A 17141-nucleotide genomic window follows, 5' to 3' on the forward strand; every position below is an offset into this window, starting at 1 on the left:
CCGACCAACACGGACGAAATCACACGGAATAGGGGCCGGATTGTAGCAAAAATTCGGCCCGAGCGTGAGGCGTCTCCGCTGGTCTTTCACCAATCATCTCGACGATTTCGTCCCTTCCGCGACGAACGGTGACGCAAGCTTCCCGCGGCTCAGAATCCGCCGAAGGGGTCGGCACCGCCACCTCCGGAAGGCGCGAACGGGTCAACCGCTCCTCCACCTCCAAACGGGTCTGCGCCACCACCCCCGAATGGATCAGCTCCGCCGCCGCCAAACGGATCGACGGCTCCATCACCAAACGGATCGCCCGCTGCAGGTGTGTTGTTCTTGGATTTCTTGGCTTCCTCTGCCTTCATGGCTTCTTCTTCCTCTTCGCTCACCGGTTCGACTGCCGCCGGGAGGGTCGGCATATCAGCATTTGGATGCCGCAAACACTGGATCGCTCCTTTTTGATCGATGAGATACAAACGATCGCTAACGATGTTGGTCAGCAAGACTTCGGGACGGCAACTCGGCACCTGATGCACGACATGCCCATCGGCCGCGTCCAAAACAACCAAAGCGCCACTCAACGAGGAGGCATAGATGCGATCACCGATCACTCCCAACACCTTCGAGATGCCGCCAGCCAGCCGATCCCACAGATCGTTTCCTGTTCCTGCCTCGACGCACATCAGATTGCCGTAAGTCGTGAGAAAAAGAACCTTTTCATCGAAAAAGATTGGCGAATCAAAAATCGGGTCTCCGGTGGGCCGGCTCCAAATCACTTCTCCAGAACGAGTCGCACGGAGGCCGTAAATCTGGCCAGCCGCCGAACCAAAGAAAAACCGACCGCCTGGTGCTGCTGCCGGGGCCCCACCTACAACTCCGTCGGTGTTCAAACGGAATTGGATCTCAGGCTCGCCAGTGGCCTCCATCACGTAGACGAAACCTTTTGAGGTTCCCCACGCTAATTTCTGTTGCCCCATTGCCAACGCGGGCGGAGACAATGAATCACCTGAAACAATTTCTGCAAACACATCGCGGTGTTCGTTATCGAGCGGGTATCCGACCACTCGACCTCCCACCGAAGGGATGACCGCCCAAGCTCCGCAATGACGGGGGCCACGCATCGGGACATATCGCAATCCAATGACCCCAAATACCTCGCCATTGACGACATCCATCTTGATCAGATCGCTGCCGTTAACGACTGTCAAAAACTTGTCGTCCACCCCCAGACCACGGTAGCCGCGAACGCGATCTCCCACACGCCGCAACCACACGATTTCGCCGGTTTCCGCATCCCGGCATTCGACGGTTCCGTCGTCCGAGAGCGTGTACATCCGGATCGCAGGCACATCACGAGAACTGATCTCAGCATCAATCCCGCGCAGCTTCAGCCGTCGGATGTCATTCCGGGCTCGGCGTTCGGCTTCGGCACGATTGAGCAGTCCGCTGGTCGCAAAACTCGCACGTCCTCCAAATGTCATCCGATCCAACATCGATCCGGTCGCCGACTTCTTCTGCACCGATGTCAGCGATTCGCCTTCGGGAGCATCGGGAACCTCGAGGAGATATCTCGCATAAACCGTTTTTTCGACCGGTTTCTCGATTTTGCTGTCTTTTGCGTCGTCGGTTTTCGCGTCTTTCTCTGCGGGAACTTTGTCCACCACCTCGACAAACTGTTTGGCCAGTTCGTTGTGGACCACGATCGTGTGATCAACGATGGACTGGGTGCCCGCCGGTACGCTTAAAAGCCGTCGCCATGCCTGAACGAGCCCCACTCGCTCCATATCATTTGGCGATAGTACGCTGGGTTCCCCTGCGGAAATCGACCGTTGACCGGCAACACCGACCACCACAAACGAGAAAAACACCGCCAATGCGGCGACCGAAAGCCCGCGGGACGAAATACGTGAATTGACCGAATGCGACTGGAGGACGCGATTCATGGAAAGGATCCAAAGATCGGTGTGAATAGGAGAGAAGGCAGGATTCGTGCAGCACGAACGCAAAACCATGATAGTCGATGCCAGTGAGAAACGCCAAAATATTCACTCAGACTTGGTCAACTCCCGACGACAATCCGGTAAGCTGATTTGATTCCGCGTCGACTTGATCGCATTTTGTACACTGCCTTGAGTCTGTCGAACGCACCACCCTTTTTGCTGAAAAACACGTCCCGGAACGGAAATGGCACGCACAGGAAAGAAAATATTGATGATCGTCGGCGACTTCGTAGAGGATTACGAAGCGATGGTGCCCTACCAGATGCTGCTAATGCTCGGTCACGAAGTCTCCACGGTTTGCCCAGGCAAACGCCCAGGCGATACCGTCGCCACGGCAATCCACGACTTTGAGGGTCATCAGACGTACACAGAAAAGCCGGGTCACCGATTTGCCATCAACGCGGAATTTGCCTCCGCCGACCCGGCCGCCTTCGATGCGCTGATCATCCCAGGCGGGCGGGCACCGGAGTATCTGCGGCTCGATCCGCAGGTCCTCAACATGGTCCGTCACTTCGCCGAAACATCCAAACCGCTCGCCGCTATTTGCCACGGCCCACAAATTCTTGTCGCCGCAGGCGTTCTGGCAGGACGCGAATGCAGCAGCTATCCAGCCGTCGCACCCGAAATCACCGCAGCAGGCGGGAAATACATGACACCGGGTGAAGGACTCGACACCGCTCACGTGGAGGGCAACCTCGTCACCGCACCGGCATGGCCCGCCCACCCGGCGTGGATTCGAGAGTTCCACAAATTGCTTGAGACCGCTTAAATGAAGTAACCGCGATGAGCGATATTCCATGAACGCTCCCGAACCGAACGGCTTTTCTGACCCGGACGCCATCAATCCGGGCGAGACGAGCCAAACCACGGACAACCAAAGGGCGATCATTCTTCACGAACTGATCCGCGTTCGGCGTGAAGCGGAAGCCGCTCGTCTGGAAGCCCAAGCAACCCGTCTGGATGCTTCGGCCGAACAACTTCAATGTCTGCTCAGACGGCTTGATGCCGGAGAATCGATCCCTCCCGCGAAGCTCCTCGAGTTCGGTATCAGCGACGTCAAGTCTCTCGGATCGCTTTCCCGCACTGCTTCAGCATCGATTGCTTCACCGGAACTCGCGTCAGACACCTCCCTCGGCGATCCGGCCACCTTCTCCACGAACGCCCACGAGCAAGACGCTACATCGACGCCAACCGGTGCGGTTCATTCCAGTGATCCCCAACCTGACGTGCCTGAAGAAGGTCTCCCGCGATTCAACAGTTGGGATGCCATTCGCAGTGCACAACAGAAGTCCAGAGAATTTGTGCGGCCAGACAGCCCGCATCCCGCTGTCAGAGCGCCCCGAATGCTGCGGCGAACAGAACAAGACGGCAGTGAGACTCCTTTAGAAACGGGAACCGCGCCGGAATCGATCAATGACGGCAACCGTCAACACGTAAATGCACCGGAGAATTCGCTCGATCCCGATTCTAAAGAAATCGTTGACGACCGCGAGCTACTGGAGCCTGATCCCGATCCAAGTTCCGCTGAACCGGCCCTCCATCCGCCTCCCCTGACCGACGTGGTGCTCGATGAAAACGAAGCACCACCACCTCGTCGACGACAATCCGTTGCGGTCATCGTCAGCGCCGTTGTGCATCTCGTCATTCTTATCTGCTTGGCGGGCTTTACTCTCACCAGTGTCATGCCCAAGGACCAAGTTGCTTTATCGGCCTCAGTCAGTGAAGCCAGCGAAGAGGCGATGGAAACGTTTCAAATCGAAACGGTCCAACCGGCCGAAGATCCTTCCGAAACCACGCCGGATGAAACTCAGTACGAACTCGATCCACTCGGCGAAATGGCGGTCGTCGAAGTCACGCCTGGTATCGCCGCCACAGCCTCCACACCGCCCCCGTCAACGCAGGCATTTCGCAGACCGACTGCTGCCTCCACGGCATCGCTGAAATCACTGAAATCCGATTCAAAAAGCAAGATGCAGTTTTGTGGCGTCGAAGGCGGTGGCAACCACTTTGTCTATCTCGTCGACAGTTCCGGGAGCATGGGCGAGGCTTTCATCTCCGCTCGGCGGGCTCTCATCGAGTCCATCGGCATGCTCACCGAATCACAGCGTTTCTATGTCATCTTTTTTGACGCCAAGTGTGACTTCATGCGTATTACGCGGGCCGACCAGGATGAACCCCGAAGTGTCTACGCCACCTCTGAAAACAAACAACGACTCAAGAGCTGGGCGATGCGTGTGGAAATGGATCGCGGCAAAGCCCCTTACGAACCGCTGGAATACGCTCTCCAAAAGCTCAAACCCGACGTCATCTTCTTACTCTCCGACGGCGAGTTTCCGCAGGGTATCGAAGACCTGCTACAGGAGAAAAATCGGGTCACCAATCTGTTTGGTGACAGCAACCCGGTCAGCATCATTCACACGATCAGCTACCACAGTCGCGAAGGCGAAAGTCGCATGCGACGCATCGCCGAAAACAACTTCGGCCAATACCGACACGTCCCCAAACCCTGACGCGGAAGGGTTCCCGGCGGGGACCCTCGACGCCGCTTCACTCACCGCTGGGCGAAAACTACTCGGAGATAACTACTCGGAGATCGGCAGGTCGAAATCGCCCGTCAAGTCTCGGTAGAAACAGTGAATATGGTTCGCCGGATTTCCGGCCGGATCGGATTGAGTGTTTACGAATTCGATCAAGAATCGTTTGCCCGTGATTCGGTAGTAGTGACCAATGCCCGGTTCCATTGCTCCCGCCCACGCGAATTGCACCTGATCCCAGCCGTCTTCTTGAATTTGCGCCCGTCGCGCTGCCGCGACCGGCCCCGCAGCAACATCGGTGTACGCCGAAATGAGATCTCGCAAAATGTCTTTTTGAGATTGATCGAGCTTCGCATATTCAATCCCCTTCGCAACCGTCACTTTCGGCTGTGGCTCTCCCGCGAAGCGCACCTCAGCGGGAGCCTCGTCGGCGATCACAGCGAGCTCTCGTTGCTCGTCCGACATTGCGTTGATGAGCTTGAACCCGAGTTGCTCTTCCAAGCTTAGCACGGCTGTCCCTTTGCCGAGCGTGACCGTCGTTTCATTCATCACGGTCGCTGGGTTTGACGCGAGAAACTGGGGCGTGCTGTCGAGGACTTCGTTACCGCGGCAAACGAAGTTGAGCGACAGATGGTGCCCCTCGAAACTGAGCCCCCATCGGCCCGCTGATTCATCGTCGACTGAACCTTCGCTTAACCCGCCGTCGCCACGTGGATCACCAAACAGCGTCACGAAGTAACGCTGCGGGTTGCGTTCCCATCGCCCCTTGCCGCCTTCCATTTCATTGAGCACTTCTTCGAGCAGCATGATCCGGTTGGCCTTGCTGTATCCCGCTTCACTGAGTGCGGCTCGCAACAATCGAAGTGCGGCGGTGCGTTGGGCATCGTTCATCTTGCCGAGCATCAGCCCCTTGCGTTCATCCTTCGGGATGAAGTGCCAACCGACACGAGTGGGCGAGTCGAAGTCCTCCATCGTCAACTCTCGCTGAGAGTCATCGAGAGTCTCGAGATAAGCCACCGCAAACGTCTGCATCTGTTCGGCGGGTGATTGCCCAATTTTTAACCCAACGACGACAAGGCCGACTAAGCAAACGACAATCGGCGGAACCACACGCGCCAGCAGCGATGTGTTTTTATTAGCAGAGGGAGATGCCATTGGACGGGAGACTCTCGATAGGAAGGAGGGAGGTGGGGGAGGCAGGCGTGCGTGGAGATTCTAGTTCAATCGGGCGACTGAAACACGCGGTAGGGTGCCCATTGACCAAGTTTCATTCGCAACACCCCTACCAACCTTCCCTCCGCGTCAACGGCAATGCACTCCTCAGGCGGTGCGTTGGTTTGGCCGTGCTCCCCAAACGGCTTCGTGATCGACTCGGCCCGAAAACCCGTCATAGCCAAATCCGCCTCCGGTGGTTGTTTCGGCACTCCCGTCACCGGCAAGCCCGTGCAGACGCGTTGCCTATCCTCGGCTGAAAGCGTTAGACAGGGCATGTGCCCCAGTCCCGACATGGGTGAACAAATGCGAGTCCTCAGTTCGGTGAAATCGCCCATTGGTGTCAGACCCTGGGACAGTTGCTCCAAATTTTCAGGCGGCGGATCGTTGGGAGGCACCTCGGCCACAGCGGCTTGAATGTGAAACGGCCCGACCTCCGTCCTTGTCAAACCGGTCATCACCGCCACACTGCCACAACGTCGAGCGATGTCCATACCAAGCGAACGCAAGTAGGTGCCCGACCCGCAACGCACATCAATGACCAAGTGCGGATACTCGTAGCTGACCAGCTCGATCGAATCGATCCACACCCGCCTCGTCGGCATCTCGATGTCTTCACCGAGACGTGCCCGCTCATGAGCCCGTTTCCCGTCGACCCAAATCGCCGAATGTGCCGGTGGAGTTTGGTCGATCCAGCCATGCAAATCCTGAACCGCACGCTGTATCTCAGCGGTCGAGGGTTGGGGCGCCCCGACCAATGGCGTTGTTGGCTCCTCGAGGTCACCCGAGATGCTCGAAACGCCGAGCTCGAAACGAGCCAGATACCGCTTGGCGTGCTGCAACATCCACGGCGTTAGACGGGCACCACTACCGACCGCAATCACAACCAACCCATCGGCCAACGGATCAAGGGTACCCGTGTGTCCGACCTTCAGCTTCCGACAATTCATCTCGCGACGAAGACGGCGTTGCACCCGATTGACGAGATCACGCGACGTCATTCCGACCGGTTTGACGTATGGAAGAAAACCAAAAGTGTTCAACGTCGATGTGGGGGTCATCCGTGAGGAAGTGGTTGGAGCATGTGGAGATAAAGGGCCGCCAATCCCGCCAGTAGCGTTTCAACGGCGATAAACATCAGCCGAGCCGCGATGACAGCGAGCAGAGCCTGCGTCTCGCCAATCACCGGCATCAACACCAATAAGGTGACATATTCACGCACGCCCGCACCACCGGGCAACAACGACGCAAAGCCGATGACCATCCCCAGCGAGATCGCCGCCGTGGCCATTGGAATCAGCCGCGTCATTGACGGGATCGGCTCGAACGATGGGATCGCGGTAATCAAAACCGCAAACGACAACCCGATCATCAACCAAGACACCAACGAGATCAAATAACACCCACCTAACAAAGTCCAGGTAATCGGAGCTGTGGAATCATCCTGAGATTTGGTGTCAACGGGTTCGGATGACGTGTCCGCTGCCGAATTGCCCGCGGGCTTCTCATGAGGCTCCGCTTCGCCGGGGCGACGAGCCTCTTTGATGCGTCGCCGAGCAGCAACGAACTCGACCAATCGACGCAGTACAGGGGGACAAACAGGAATTGCCGAACCGATCGCCGTGGCCGCCGCGAACCAACGAACCCAGGCAGGCAAATCCGAATTCCAGAGCAAAACGCCCGCGAGCGCGCCACCCACGCCCATCATCAGCAGGGTTTCGAAAAACACACATGTCGCCACGCGACCGATCGGACGCTTCGCACGCGGTGATTCCTCGTCCGGAGCCGGCACCTCGGATTTATCCAGAAGGGTTTTATCGAGAGGCTGGGCTGCCGCAGCATGCTGCGTTTTGGGCAAAACCGCGTCGATACGCAGAAAAACCACCATGGCTTTGCCCGGGATGTACTTGCCGAGATGGCCTAGCAGTTGAGCCGCGAGAGCCCGGCGATGCGTGCAATTAACCGCAAACGCCCTCAGGCACCGATGCAATACCAAGCCCGCGGGCATCAGTCCTAAGGCGTACAAAAAAGCCGCCCCTCCGACGCGTGTCCAACGGACGCTCGCTAACGAAGGAATCGAGGCCGCCCGCAGATCGGCCTCACGCTGCCATTGAGCGGCAGCGTGCGGATCCGATTGCTCCGCCGCTCGCTCCTGAAGAGCCAACACGTCCGCTCGTAACGCAGACGTCTCGTTCTGCCATCGCTCCACCGCCTTATTCGTCGCACTGAATAATCCGATCAGAACGATCAGAAAAACGAGACGCTTGATCCAGGCGAGGGAGACCACTGAGGATTAGTTATCCGCCAATGGTTCTTGTTTTTCCGTGATGACTTCGCACTTTTCCGATTCAATCGCGTTGATTTCGATATAGTTCTTCCACTCTTCGGGAAGATTGTCTTCGTGGAAAATCGCTTCTACCGGACATTCGGGCACGCATGCTTCGCAGTCAATGCATTCCTCAGGGTGGATGTACAGCATCTTTTCGCCCTCGTAGAAACACTCCACAGGACAAACAACAACGCAATCGGTGTACTTGCATCCCGAGCAGGGTTCGGCGACGACGTGCATAACTTTTTACCTTTTTAAGTTTTGAAAAAAACGTCTTCTGGTCTCGCAACCATCAACGAGCGTCTCGTCGAGTATCGGCGTGGTAGCGTCCAAACCTTCGCATAAAAAAGTTCAGAGACTGACTCAATCGACAACCCAACCTAACCGCCAACGTCCTATTTTGCCTATTTAGCAAGTTTCAGCAAACCGCCCAACGAATAAAATTCTTTTTTACTAGCATACTTTCCTATCCGTCGCTTTTAACACCTACGAAATAACCCCACGTGACATCGCCCTCAGATCAATCGTCGTCCGCAGACCAACCGTCCTCAGATTCCGCATCTCTCGACCCAACCTCTCGCAATTCAGCCGTCCACACAGAGCAGCTTTCATCCGATTCTGCCCCGGCGGCAGCCAGCACGCCTCAAACAGTACGCACCAAACCGAACCGGCATTTCCCGTTTCTGTCTCGGCACCCATGGGTATTGGCGACCGCGCTCGCTGAAACAAAGAAACCCGCGTCGGACAAATCTGCGGAGACGGCACCCTCAAACGACGAACCCGCGGCCGGGGCACCGGAGGCAAATCGGATCTCTCAACAGGTCGATTTGCTCGACCACGACGGAAACTGGATCGCACGCGGGCTGGCCAACCCGGCCAGCAGGTTGCGGTTGAGGCTGTATAGCTTTTCTCGCGACCAACCCATCGATGACGCCTTCTTCGCACAGCGGATCGACGAAGCGGTTGCCCGTCGCCGCCTCGCCCGATCCACTGATCACACCGGCGTGCAAGAATCTGGATCGAAGCTCGCCGAGATGGGTGAACGGTTGATTTTTAGCGAATCCGATCGACTCAGCGGGCTCATCGTGGACCGGTACGCGGATTGCCTGAGTGTTCAGTTCACCGCCGCAGCACTGCTGCCTCGCGGAAAATTCTTGATCGACCAAGTCCTGAACGCGTGCGAGAAACACGGGACACCGTGTCGACGCGTGATCGCCCGAATGGACCCCGCGACTGCCAAACACGAAGGCGTCGCCGCCGACCAAGTCGCCGAAGTCGAATCTTGGAGCCGAGGAATCTCGCCCGCCGCAAACGGATCAGACGCGGCGACCGACGACTCGTCGCCGATGGTTTGGTATCGCCACAATGATTTGAAAATGGGGATCGACCTGCGAGATGGCCAGAAAACGGGCGGCTATCTCGACCAACAAGCCAATCACGCCGAAGCGGCCCGATACATGGCTGGAAAACGGGTCCTGGACATCTGCACCTACACCGGCGGTTTCGCGCTGGCGGCCGCAAAAGCCGGAGCGAGCGAGGTAATTGGGGTCGACAGCAGTGAGAAGGCTCTCGAGATGGCACGGCAAAACGCGGAGGCCAATTCGCTGTCCCAAGTTCGATTTGAGAAGGCCGACTGTTTCGACCACCTCAAGAATTGCGCCGGACGCGGTGAAACGTTTGACGCGGTCGTCTTGGACCCTCCCCGCTTCGCCGGTTCACGTCGCCAAGTCGATGCGGCATTGCGGGCGTACGCGAGATTAAACATGTCCGCCGTGGACCTACTGCCACCCGGCGGGATTTTGGTCACGTGCAGTTGCTCAGGGCATGTTTCGCGAGCCGACTTCCTAAATATGCTTGTTGATGTGGGACGAAAACGACAAAGGGACATTGTAATCCTGCAGTCCAGAGGGCCCTCTCCAGATCACCCATGTGCGGTATCTTGCCCGGAAAGTGACTATTTGAAATGCGTGATCGCGCAAGTTCACTGAGTCGCTAAGCGGGAAATTTGGTTATCCTATGATTTTGTTGGACTATCGCCTGCGGCCTGAGCACTCAAATTTCGCATTACCAAATTGGCGGCACGCTAGGCGCAGCGTTTGCGCATTTGGATGGAGTCCTGACGATTTTGCCCGCTATAACTTCTTTTAATCACGATCGAGGCTATCGGTGACGAATGTAACGATCAAGGTCTTGCACGGGTCGGATCGCGGCAAGGTATTTGAAGACATCAATACCCCGCTGACGATCGGTCGCGAAGAGGGCAACGACATTCAGCTCAACGACGAGCGAGTGAGCCGGTGTCATCTCAAAATTCAACGCGACAACGATCGCCTTGTACTGACCGATCTCGACAGCACTAACGGAACCAAGGTCAACGGAGCCGAGTGCCAACTGAAGATCCTCAGGCACGGCGATTTGATAGCGGTCGGCCGCAGCTTGCTGCTGCTCGGATCAGAAGAACAGATTGCCGAACGGCTAAGGTTGATGGGTGGCGGCAGCGGTTCGCAAAGTCGGGACGTTAAATCGTCCGATGAATCCATTGCCGTTGAATTGCACCAGGAGCCTGAAAGCCCACTCCCGGTCGAGGTCCTGCAGGTCGACGAACTTCCGGCGATCCCTGACAGCCTGACCCCTGGCCAGAAGGCACAGCTGTGCGAGATCCTAGACTACCTCCAAAACCGCCTCGAACGATTGATTGAGACGGCAGAAACCGACGAAGCCACGGAACAGGTTTTGCTTAAACAGTCCGCATGGCAACGCCTGCTCGACGTACAATCACGGTTAGCCACGCTCAATCGATCGATTACCGACCCTCAATGGCCCTGAACTTCGCACTTTGACTGACACCCTCACCCCTAACGCAACGCCGACACCTCCCGATTGTTCCATGGGCTTGGAGCCCAATGGCACAGACGCCAAAGCCTCTGATGTCGGATACCTTGCCTATCGGGCCCGTGGTGAGAACCAGACCGCTTTAATCGCCCCGCCATTAGGCGACGCTGAGTTGCTGCTAAAAAGCAACCTGTCCCGACGCGGAGCTCTCCCCCGCCCAAATGCTTCCGCCGCAAGCCCAGGGGCCGGAGACAAAAGATCAGCTCCACCGTCGGATTTTTGGGACGACCTGCGAAATCTAGCCCGGACACAGCTTCTTTCGGACGCACGGCAGTACACGTCCGCCTACCGCAACGTGCCTTCTTCGTTGCCGGTGGCAAGCAACACAGGCTCGCGTGAACCGCTGCAACCGGAACGTGCCGCGGTGCCGATCGTCATGGCGGGTCACCAGCCAACTTTGTTCCATCCCGGCGTTTGGTTCAAGAACTTTGCCCTCAACCGAATCTCTCGGGATGTCGGCGCCCACGCCGTCAATCTCGTCATTGATAACGATGTCGCCGCGAGCCGATCCATTCGGGTTCCCGTACGCGATTCGGCAGGACGCGTACGCTACGAAACCGTCAGCTACGACGCCGGGGGAGCTGGAATTCCGTTTGAGCAGGCGAGAATTCGGGACCTCCGGCAATTCGACCAATTCGATACGGCCGTTCGTCATGCGATCTCACCACTGGTATCAGATCCATGCGTGACCGATTTGTGGCCGCACGCCCGCGCGGCCATTCGGCGGTGTGAAATCGCCGGATGTGCGTTGGCCCAAGCCCGACATTCACTCGAGGGCGAATTCGGTTGGCAAACACTCGAGATTCCGCTCGGTGTCGCCGTCCGAGGATTGCCGTTCGCCCGTTTTGTGATGGAAATCATCGACGATGCGGACCGCTTCCACCGCGTCTACAACGGCGCCGCGAATCATTACCGTGCCTGGCACGGCATCCGCAGCTCCGCCCACCCGGTCCCCAATCTGGGACGAGAGGACGAATGGATCGAACTACCGCTGTGGCTCTACGGCAATGACCGTCCCGTTCGTCGCGCCGTTTGGGTCAGACGAATCGGTAATCAGTTGGAATTGAGCGATCGACAATCCGGTGCCAGACCGGCCTGCTCGGTGCTGCTACCCGCCGACGATCGCGATGCCGCCGCGACAGCTCTCGCCGAAGCTTCGTCACCCGAATTCAAGCTACGGCCTCGGGCACTGATGACAACCATGTTCGCCAGGTTGTTGTTAAGCGACCTGTTTTTACATGGAATCGGAGGCGGGAAATACGACCAACTCGCCGATCGAATCATTTGTCAGTTCTTCCAAATCACCCCTCCCGCATTTCAAGTCGTTTCGGCAACCGTTCGATTGCCTGGTCAGGATCGCGACGCGGACCGTCCTGCGGCAATGGAAGAACTTTGTCGCCAAATTCGTGACACTCAGTATCACGGCGAGCGGTGGTTAGCCGATGGTAAGCCAGAGCTGAGATCGTTGGCCGAGCGAAAGCGTGAGCTTCTCGAGCACCTTCCCCCGAAGGGACGACGTGGCCAGTGGCACCGCGAGATGGACTCGGTCAACCAGTCGCTCGCAAACGGATTGCAGTCCGAACGTCAAAAATTGCAGGCGAAATTGCAGCGACTGAGGCTAGAAGCTGCCGAAGAGCAGATTTTGGCCAGCCGGGAACTCTCATTTTGCCTCTTTCCCATCGATGAGCTGACCTCCGCGTTTGAGCAAATGCTGCGTTAGCTTCCGATTGCCGTTGCCGATCGCAGAAATTTCGCTATTCTGCGGGGCCAAAAACAAAATCCCTTACAATCGCCCATCTTCCGAGAATCCATCCCATGAAGGTCGTTAGCAGTATTGGCGCGTTGAAATATCGCCACCCTGATTGCCAAGTCGTGAAGCGTCGCGGCAGAATCTACGTGATTTGCAAGAGCAATCCGAAATTCAAAGTCCGCCAAGGCGGAGCCAAAGTCAAAAAACGCCGCAGATAGCCCCGCTTTCTATTGGCTAACGGGGTTCCTCGGCTAATCTAGGTTCACGCGTCCATCGCGAACGTATCAAGAACCTTTGCCGAGTAGAACGTCTCCCAGGTGTTGCCCAACGCTTCTCCCGAGCCCCCCGCTAATGTGGGCAAGTCACCCGGGTCCCGTAGTGATTCACGGGGCGGCGGTCGAAGCGCGCACCTCCAAAACCCTTTGCCCATCGCATCCGACGGTGCGGAACCGCTCAAGGAGTCCGGGCCCCAGGCGGAAAGAGATGGCGAGCCCCTGAGTTGTGCGGTGGTGCCGTTCGATCAACTCAGCCCAGAATGGCTCGCGAGGTGGGAACAGCTGCGGCAGCAGAGTGGCCGTTGGAACCAGCCTTTCTTTGCTTCTCGGTTTTCCGCCGGCGTCCACCAAGCCCGCGGTGATGTTCTCGTCGCGGTGATTTCTCCCGCAGGCCCCGATGGCTCAAGCGAACCCGTCGGATTTCTACCCTTTCATCGCGTGGGGCGCGTGGGCGTTCCGGTCGGAAGATTCCTCAACGACGCCCAAAACGTCATCGGACTTCCTCCCGAGAAAGTCGACTGGTCCTTGCTGATGCATGCGTGTGGCGTCCTCGCATTCGACCTGCACGCGATCGTTGATCCTGCGGAAAGCTGGATGTGTGAGTATCGCCTGAAGAGCGTCGGAGCGTTCCGCGCAGATTTTGGAGGCGACTCACGCGGCTATCTTCGGCGACTGACCAAAGACCATCGGACGATCGGAAAGCAGGGACAGAAAACACGCAAACTCGGTCGCGAGGTCGGCAAAATTCGGCTGGAGGTCGACTGCAGATCTCCGGACGTCCTCTCCCAAACGATCCAATGGAAGAGAGCTCAATATCAACGCACGCACATCCTCGATTTGTTTCTCCCCGACTGGACACGTCGGATGATCGACGTGCTGCACGGAGGCCAGGATATTGCTTCTTCCGATCGTCTCGAAAACGAATCTCTGCGTGGACTCCTGTCGGTACTCTGGGCGGGAGACCAAGTGGTTGCGGCCCATTACGGGATGATCGAGCAGGGGCGGCTGCATTATTGGTTTCCCACCTATGATCCCGTCTTCTCCCGCTATTCGCCTGGCACGGCGCTGTTCACCGAACTGGTTCGCGAATCAACTTGCCATGGCATCGACTGCATCGACATGGGTTACGGCGAACAACCGTACAAGCAGAAACAGACGGCGACGGCGACTCGCGTGGCCTACGGGACGATCACCAATTCGAACTGGCATCGCCTGACTCACTCGGCCGGTAACGCTCTTTCGCACTGCGTCAAACGAATGCCGATGAAGGAGAAGCTCAAAAAGGCGTGGCGGGCAATTCATCCCACCGCTGGGATCAAGAAACTCGGCTAAATTCGCCAATCAGTGACCCTGCGAAACTTTTTCTAGGGGGAAGTGTTTTATAGGAGATAGACCATCTTGCGAGGGTGTGCTAGGGCGTACTCCCCTTTGCCGATCACCTGCGCGAGAACACTGCTACAACCAACCCTTGATCATTTTTAGGATCCTCTACCATGAAAAAACGCTTCGTCCTTTTCACCGCTGCGATTCTGGCTGTCAGTTTCGCGATGGAACTCCCGATTTCCTCGATCGCTTCCGCCCAACCTCCAGGAGGCGGTGATCGCGGCAACCGAGGTGGACAGGCTGGTGGCGGCATGCGAGGTGGAGGATTCGGTGGCGGAGGCTTCACCCGGGGCGGTGGAGGTGACCCTGCCATGGCGTTGTTGCGATCGCCTGAGGTTCGCGAAGAGATCGGCTGTGACACCGAACAAGAAGTAGCGCTCAAGAAAATCGAAGAACAAATCCGCAACCAACCGCGCGAAAACAGCGGCATGGATTTTCGAAATGCCAGCCAAGAAGAACGAGCCGAGTTCTTCAGCAAGATGCAAGCAGAACAGAAAAAACAAGCTGCCAAGCATCGCGAATTGCTCGAAGAAGTTTTGATGATGCCAGGGCAGATGGAGCGTCTCGACCAACTCGTCCTGCAACGGCGTGGCTTGATGGCCCTCGCTGACACCGAAATCCAAGATCAGCTCGAAATGACCCAAGAGCAACGCGAACAACTACAAACCGTTCGCACCGAACAAGAAAACAAAATGCGCGAACGGATGCGGTCACTGATGCAATCGGGCGATCGAAGCGGCATCCGTGAAAAGATGGAAGAAATTCGCGACGAAATCGAAAAGGACGTTTTGGCCGTTTTGACAAGTGACCAAAAAGCCAAATTCGAAGAAATGAAAGGCAAACCTTTCGACTTCGGAGACGTGGGCGGCCGCGGTGGTGATCGTGGCGGAGATCGCGGTGGTGATCGTGGCGGAGATCGAGGCGCTCGGGGTGGCGACCGAGGCGGGGATCGCGGTGGCGACCGCGGAGCTCGTGGTGGTGACCGGGGCGGCGATCGCGGTGGCGACCGCGGAGCTCGCGGCGGTGACCGGGGCGATCGTGGTGGTGACAACAGTAGTGATGATGAGGCCTGAGACTCTTCATCACCACCCGTCACTCACTCGACAACAGCCGATCTACTAGCGAATGCATGTTGTCGCGAAAACCCGTTAGGGTTGAATCGGCTAACACCTCGGAACGGTCGCTATTCAAGATCGCAGCAGCCAACGGTTTGTGCTGCTTCCAGTCTTCGAGTGTGAACCCGCGGATATCAACGTAGACGTCACTCAGATCACTGGTGACTTTGGGAACCATGAAAATACCATCTTGTCCACGGACAAGATGGTAATGCATTGCGCCGTACATCATCGCCGCGCCCAAAATGATGCCGAAGAAAAATCGTGACATCGATGTCGTTCCTTCTATGGTGACCGATAAAAAGTCCAAGTGTGACCTGTCGTTCCAGGTTCGCTGAGACAGGCTATCCTTGGCTCCTGCCTCCGTAAAGGCAAGCCGTCATGCGGTCATCGGTTCGGATGATCGTAATATCCGAGCGAGCTGCGAACCTGCTTCGGATCAATCAAGAAATCGGCAACTCGCCCGCGATCACGTGAAAATCGGGGCAAGTAGCGGACGCATCCCCAGGCTCCCGCCGCCGCAGAGAGCATCAGCCAGACGGCCCCAAAAGAGGGCAATCGGGCCACTTCCAGATCCCAAAACACGCTCATGCTCAACAGGGTCGGGCCGCCGATGACCTCGGTACCGAAAATCATCCCGATCACGATTTTGAGCGACACTTCGGCGCCGCTCTGCGATTTTTTCCGGCGACCGGGTGCCCATTTCGCTGAATGAAAATCGTTTCTTCGGGACGTTTGGGTTCGCATTGTTCGCTTCCGTAAGATCATCCAGTGATGCGTCGCGGAGCGATTCTCATACCAGAGAGGCTACAGTTTTTCAGCAGCTGCGCCGTCGACATAGAAAACGACGTCGCCCTCATTAATGTAGGAGGCCGGATAGGTCTCAAAGGCACCTCGATGTTGAATGACGTCCGCGAGCACGTCCGCTTTTGCTTTGCCGGTCACCAAAAACACAATCTTTGCCGCCGCCTTAATGACGGGGCCGGTCAATGTGATTCTTGTTTGGCCCGAAACGGGATGTTGTGCTACTTCGCACACACGAGACGACTCTAACAACTCACGTTGGTGCGGAAAGATGGAAGCCGTGTGCCCATCATCGCCCATTCCAAGGAGCATCAGATCGAATCGCGGCAACCCGGTCTCATCGGATGCTAAAGTCGCCCGGATTTCGTCTTCATAGCGGCCCCGCTCTTGCTCAGGATCTGCCTCACCATGAACGCGGTGGATGTTTTGATCAGCGATCCCTACTTTGTCGAAAAACAGTTCTTTCGCGACGCCGTAATTGCTTTCGGGATCATTAGGAGGAACGCATCGCTCGTCTCCCCAAAAAAAATGCAGTCGCGACCAATCCACCGCGTCTGAGTACTCACTCGCCCACAAGTCGAACAGCATTTTGGGTGTGCTCCCGCCGGACAACGCGACGCAAATTTTGTCCTGCGATTGCGATCCCACCCACGCGGCGAAGTCCTTCGCAAACCCTGCGGCCAGCGATGAGGGATCGGCGAATTTTTTTGTTTCGACAGTCATGATGCTTTTGCAAGGTTAGGGAGTGAGTGATTTCTCGACGTCGCGTCTCACGTTGTCACCGGAACCGGATCGGGTGACATCAGCGTGAGCCGGATATTCGCGACTTGGGCGACGTGCGCAGAAGATCAATGATTCA

16 protein-coding genes are annotated in these 17141 nt (G+C 57.0%); 8 read left to right on the top strand and 8 right to left on the bottom strand.

Annotated features, from left to right (window positions below):
• Nucleotides 1-149: 149 nt before the first annotated feature.
• Nucleotides 150-1931, bottom strand: a complete 1782-nt coding sequence (locus NB063_RS20765) for an outer membrane protein assembly factor BamB family protein (RefSeq protein WP_250930687.1) — start codon at nucleotides 1929-1931, stop codon at nucleotides 150-152.
• Nucleotides 1932-2172: 241 nt separating this feature from the next.
• On the opposite strand from NB063_RS20765, the gene NB063_RS20770 reads away from it, so the two are divergent.
• Both NB063_RS20770 and NB063_RS20775 read left to right on the top strand, forming a co-directional pair.
• Complete coding sequence (locus tag NB063_RS20770) at nucleotides 2173-2757, top strand: DJ-1/PfpI family protein (RefSeq protein WP_250930688.1); 585 nt, start codon at nucleotides 2173-2175, stop codon at nucleotides 2755-2757.
• Between the two features lie 28 nt (nucleotides 2758-2785).
• Nucleotides 2786-4498 (top strand): vWA domain-containing protein, encoded by a 1713-nt coding sequence (locus tag NB063_RS20775; protein ID WP_250930689.1) that lies wholly within the window; start codon nucleotides 2786-2788, stop codon nucleotides 4496-4498.
• Between the two features lie 72 nt (nucleotides 4499-4570).
• On the opposite strand, the gene NB063_RS20780 is transcribed toward NB063_RS20775, so the two are convergent.
• The 4 genes from NB063_RS20780 to NB063_RS20795 all read right to left on the bottom strand — a co-directional run bounded on the left by NB063_RS20780 (nucleotide 4571) and on the right by NB063_RS20795 (nucleotide 8303).
• Nucleotides 4571-5677, bottom strand: coding sequence for a DUF3500 domain-containing protein (locus NB063_RS20780; RefSeq protein ID WP_250930690.1), 1107 nt, complete (start codon nucleotides 5675-5677; stop codon nucleotides 4571-4573).
• A 65-nt stretch (nucleotides 5678-5742) separates the two neighbouring features.
• Nucleotides 5743-6795 carry a tRNA pseudouridine(55) synthase TruB gene (truB, locus tag NB063_RS20785; protein WP_250930691.1) on the bottom strand — a complete coding sequence of 351 codons (1053 nt, stop codon included), beginning with the start codon at nucleotides 6793-6795 and terminating at the stop codon, nucleotides 5743-5745.
• Nucleotides 6792-8021, bottom strand: a complete 1230-nt coding sequence (locus NB063_RS20790; protein ID WP_250930692.1) for a flippase-like domain-containing protein — start codon at nucleotides 8019-8021, stop codon at nucleotides 6792-6794. Before NB063_RS20790 ends, truB begins: the two co-directional genes overlap by 4 nt.
• 6 nt (nucleotides 8022-8027) lie before the next feature.
• Nucleotides 8028-8303 carry a 4Fe-4S dicluster domain-containing protein gene (locus NB063_RS20795; RefSeq protein WP_250930693.1) on the bottom strand — a complete coding sequence of 92 codons (276 nt, stop codon included), beginning with the start codon at nucleotides 8301-8303 and terminating at the stop codon, nucleotides 8028-8030.
• A gap of 263 nt (nucleotides 8304-8566) precedes the next feature.
• Here NB063_RS20795 and NB063_RS20800 point away from each other — a divergent pair, with 263 nt between their 5' ends.
• From NB063_RS20800 to NB063_RS20825, 6 genes are all read left to right on the top strand, one after another.
• A complete protein-coding gene (locus tag NB063_RS20800; protein ID WP_322975260.1) occupies nucleotides 8567-10051 on the top strand; it encodes a class I SAM-dependent rRNA methyltransferase in 1485 nt (494 codons plus the stop codon).
• Between the two features lie 178 nt (nucleotides 10052-10229).
• Nucleotides 10230-10889: an FHA domain-containing protein gene (locus tag NB063_RS20805; RefSeq protein ID WP_250930694.1), complete on the top strand. Its 660-nt coding sequence runs from the start codon at nucleotides 10230-10232 to the stop codon at nucleotides 10887-10889.
• 10 nt (nucleotides 10890-10899) lie between these two features.
• On the top strand, nucleotides 10900-12675 hold the full coding sequence (locus NB063_RS20810; RefSeq protein ID WP_250930695.1) for a hypothetical protein: 1776 nt from the start codon (nucleotides 10900-10902) through the stop codon (nucleotides 12673-12675).
• A 95-nt stretch (nucleotides 12676-12770) separates the two neighbouring features.
• Nucleotides 12771-12923, top strand: coding sequence for a type B 50S ribosomal protein L36 (gene ykgO / locus NB063_RS20815; protein ID WP_250930696.1), 153 nt, complete (start codon nucleotides 12771-12773; stop codon nucleotides 12921-12923).
• A gap of 204 nt (nucleotides 12924-13127) precedes the next feature.
• The gene (locus NB063_RS20820; RefSeq protein WP_250930697.1) at nucleotides 13128-14312 is read left to right on the top strand and encodes a GNAT family N-acetyltransferase; all 1185 of its coding nucleotides are present in this window, start codon (nucleotides 13128-13130) and stop codon (nucleotides 14310-14312) included.
• 161 nt (nucleotides 14313-14473) lie between these two features.
• Nucleotides 14474-15436 carry a hypothetical protein gene (locus tag NB063_RS20825; RefSeq protein WP_250930698.1) on the top strand — a complete coding sequence of 321 codons (963 nt, stop codon included), beginning with the start codon at nucleotides 14474-14476 and terminating at the stop codon, nucleotides 15434-15436.
• Between the two features lie 19 nt (nucleotides 15437-15455).
• Here the strand turns inward: NB063_RS20825 and NB063_RS20830 are convergent, their stop codons facing one another.
• The 3 genes from NB063_RS20830 to pgl all read right to left on the bottom strand — a co-directional run bounded on the left by NB063_RS20830 (nucleotide 15456) and on the right by pgl (nucleotide 17005).
• The gene (locus NB063_RS20830; protein WP_250930699.1) at nucleotides 15456-15749 is read right to left on the bottom strand and encodes a hypothetical protein; all 294 of its coding nucleotides are present in this window, start codon (nucleotides 15747-15749) and stop codon (nucleotides 15456-15458) included.
• 116 nt (nucleotides 15750-15865) lie between these two features.
• A complete protein-coding gene (locus NB063_RS20835; protein ID WP_250930700.1) occupies nucleotides 15866-16225 on the bottom strand; it encodes a hypothetical protein in 360 nt (119 codons plus the stop codon).
• A 60-nt stretch (nucleotides 16226-16285) separates the two neighbouring features.
• A complete protein-coding gene (gene pgl / locus NB063_RS20840) occupies nucleotides 16286-17005 on the bottom strand; it encodes a 6-phosphogluconolactonase (protein ID WP_250930701.1) in 720 nt (239 codons plus the stop codon).
• Nucleotides 17006-17141: the final 136 nt, after the last annotated feature.

Source organism: Aporhodopirellula aestuarii, assembly GCF_023701485.1.
GTDB classification, from domain to species: domain Bacteria; phylum Planctomycetota; class Planctomycetia; order Pirellulales; family Pirellulaceae; genus Rhodopirellula; species Rhodopirellula aestuarii.

What these genes read in the sequence shown, in the direction of transcription:
- NB063_RS20825 (WP_250930698.1), top strand. Translation starts at nt 14,474, where the DNA reads ATGAAAAAACGCTTCGTCCTTTTCACCGCTGCGATTCTGGCTGTCAGT.
- ykgO (WP_250930696.1), top strand. Translation starts at nt 12,771, where the DNA reads ATGAAGGTCGTTAGCAGTATTGGCGCGTTGAAATATCGCCACCCTGAT.
- NB063_RS20770 (WP_250930688.1), top strand. Translation starts at nt 2,173, where the DNA reads ATGGCACGCACAGGAAAGAAAATATTGATGATCGTCGGCGACTTCGTA.
- NB063_RS20835 (WP_250930700.1), bottom strand. Translation starts at nt 16,225, where the DNA reads ATGCGAACCCAAACGTCCCGAAGAAACGATTTTCATTCAGCGAAATGG.
- NB063_RS20795 (WP_250930693.1), bottom strand. Translation starts at nt 8,303, where the DNA reads ATGCACGTCGTCGCCGAACCCTGCTCGGGATGCAAGTACACCGATTGC.
- NB063_RS20830 (WP_250930699.1), bottom strand. Translation starts at nt 15,749, where the DNA reads ATGTCACGATTTTTCTTCGGCATCATTTTGGGCGCGGCGATGATGTAC.
- truB (WP_250930691.1), bottom strand. Translation starts at nt 6,795, where the DNA reads ATGACCCCCACATCGACGTTGAACACTTTTGGTTTTCTTCCATACGTC.
- NB063_RS20775 (WP_250930689.1), top strand. Translation starts at nt 2,786, where the DNA reads ATGAACGCTCCCGAACCGAACGGCTTTTCTGACCCGGACGCCATCAAT.
- NB063_RS20765 (WP_250930687.1), bottom strand. Translation starts at nt 1,931, where the DNA reads ATGAATCGCGTCCTCCAGTCGCATTCGGTCAATTCACGTATTTCGTCC.
- pgl (WP_250930701.1), bottom strand. Translation starts at nt 17,005, where the DNA reads ATGACTGTCGAAACAAAAAAATTCGCCGATCCCTCATCGCTGGCCGCA.
- NB063_RS20780 (WP_250930690.1), bottom strand. Translation starts at nt 5,677, where the DNA reads ATGGCATCTCCCTCTGCTAATAAAAACACATCGCTGCTGGCGCGTGTG.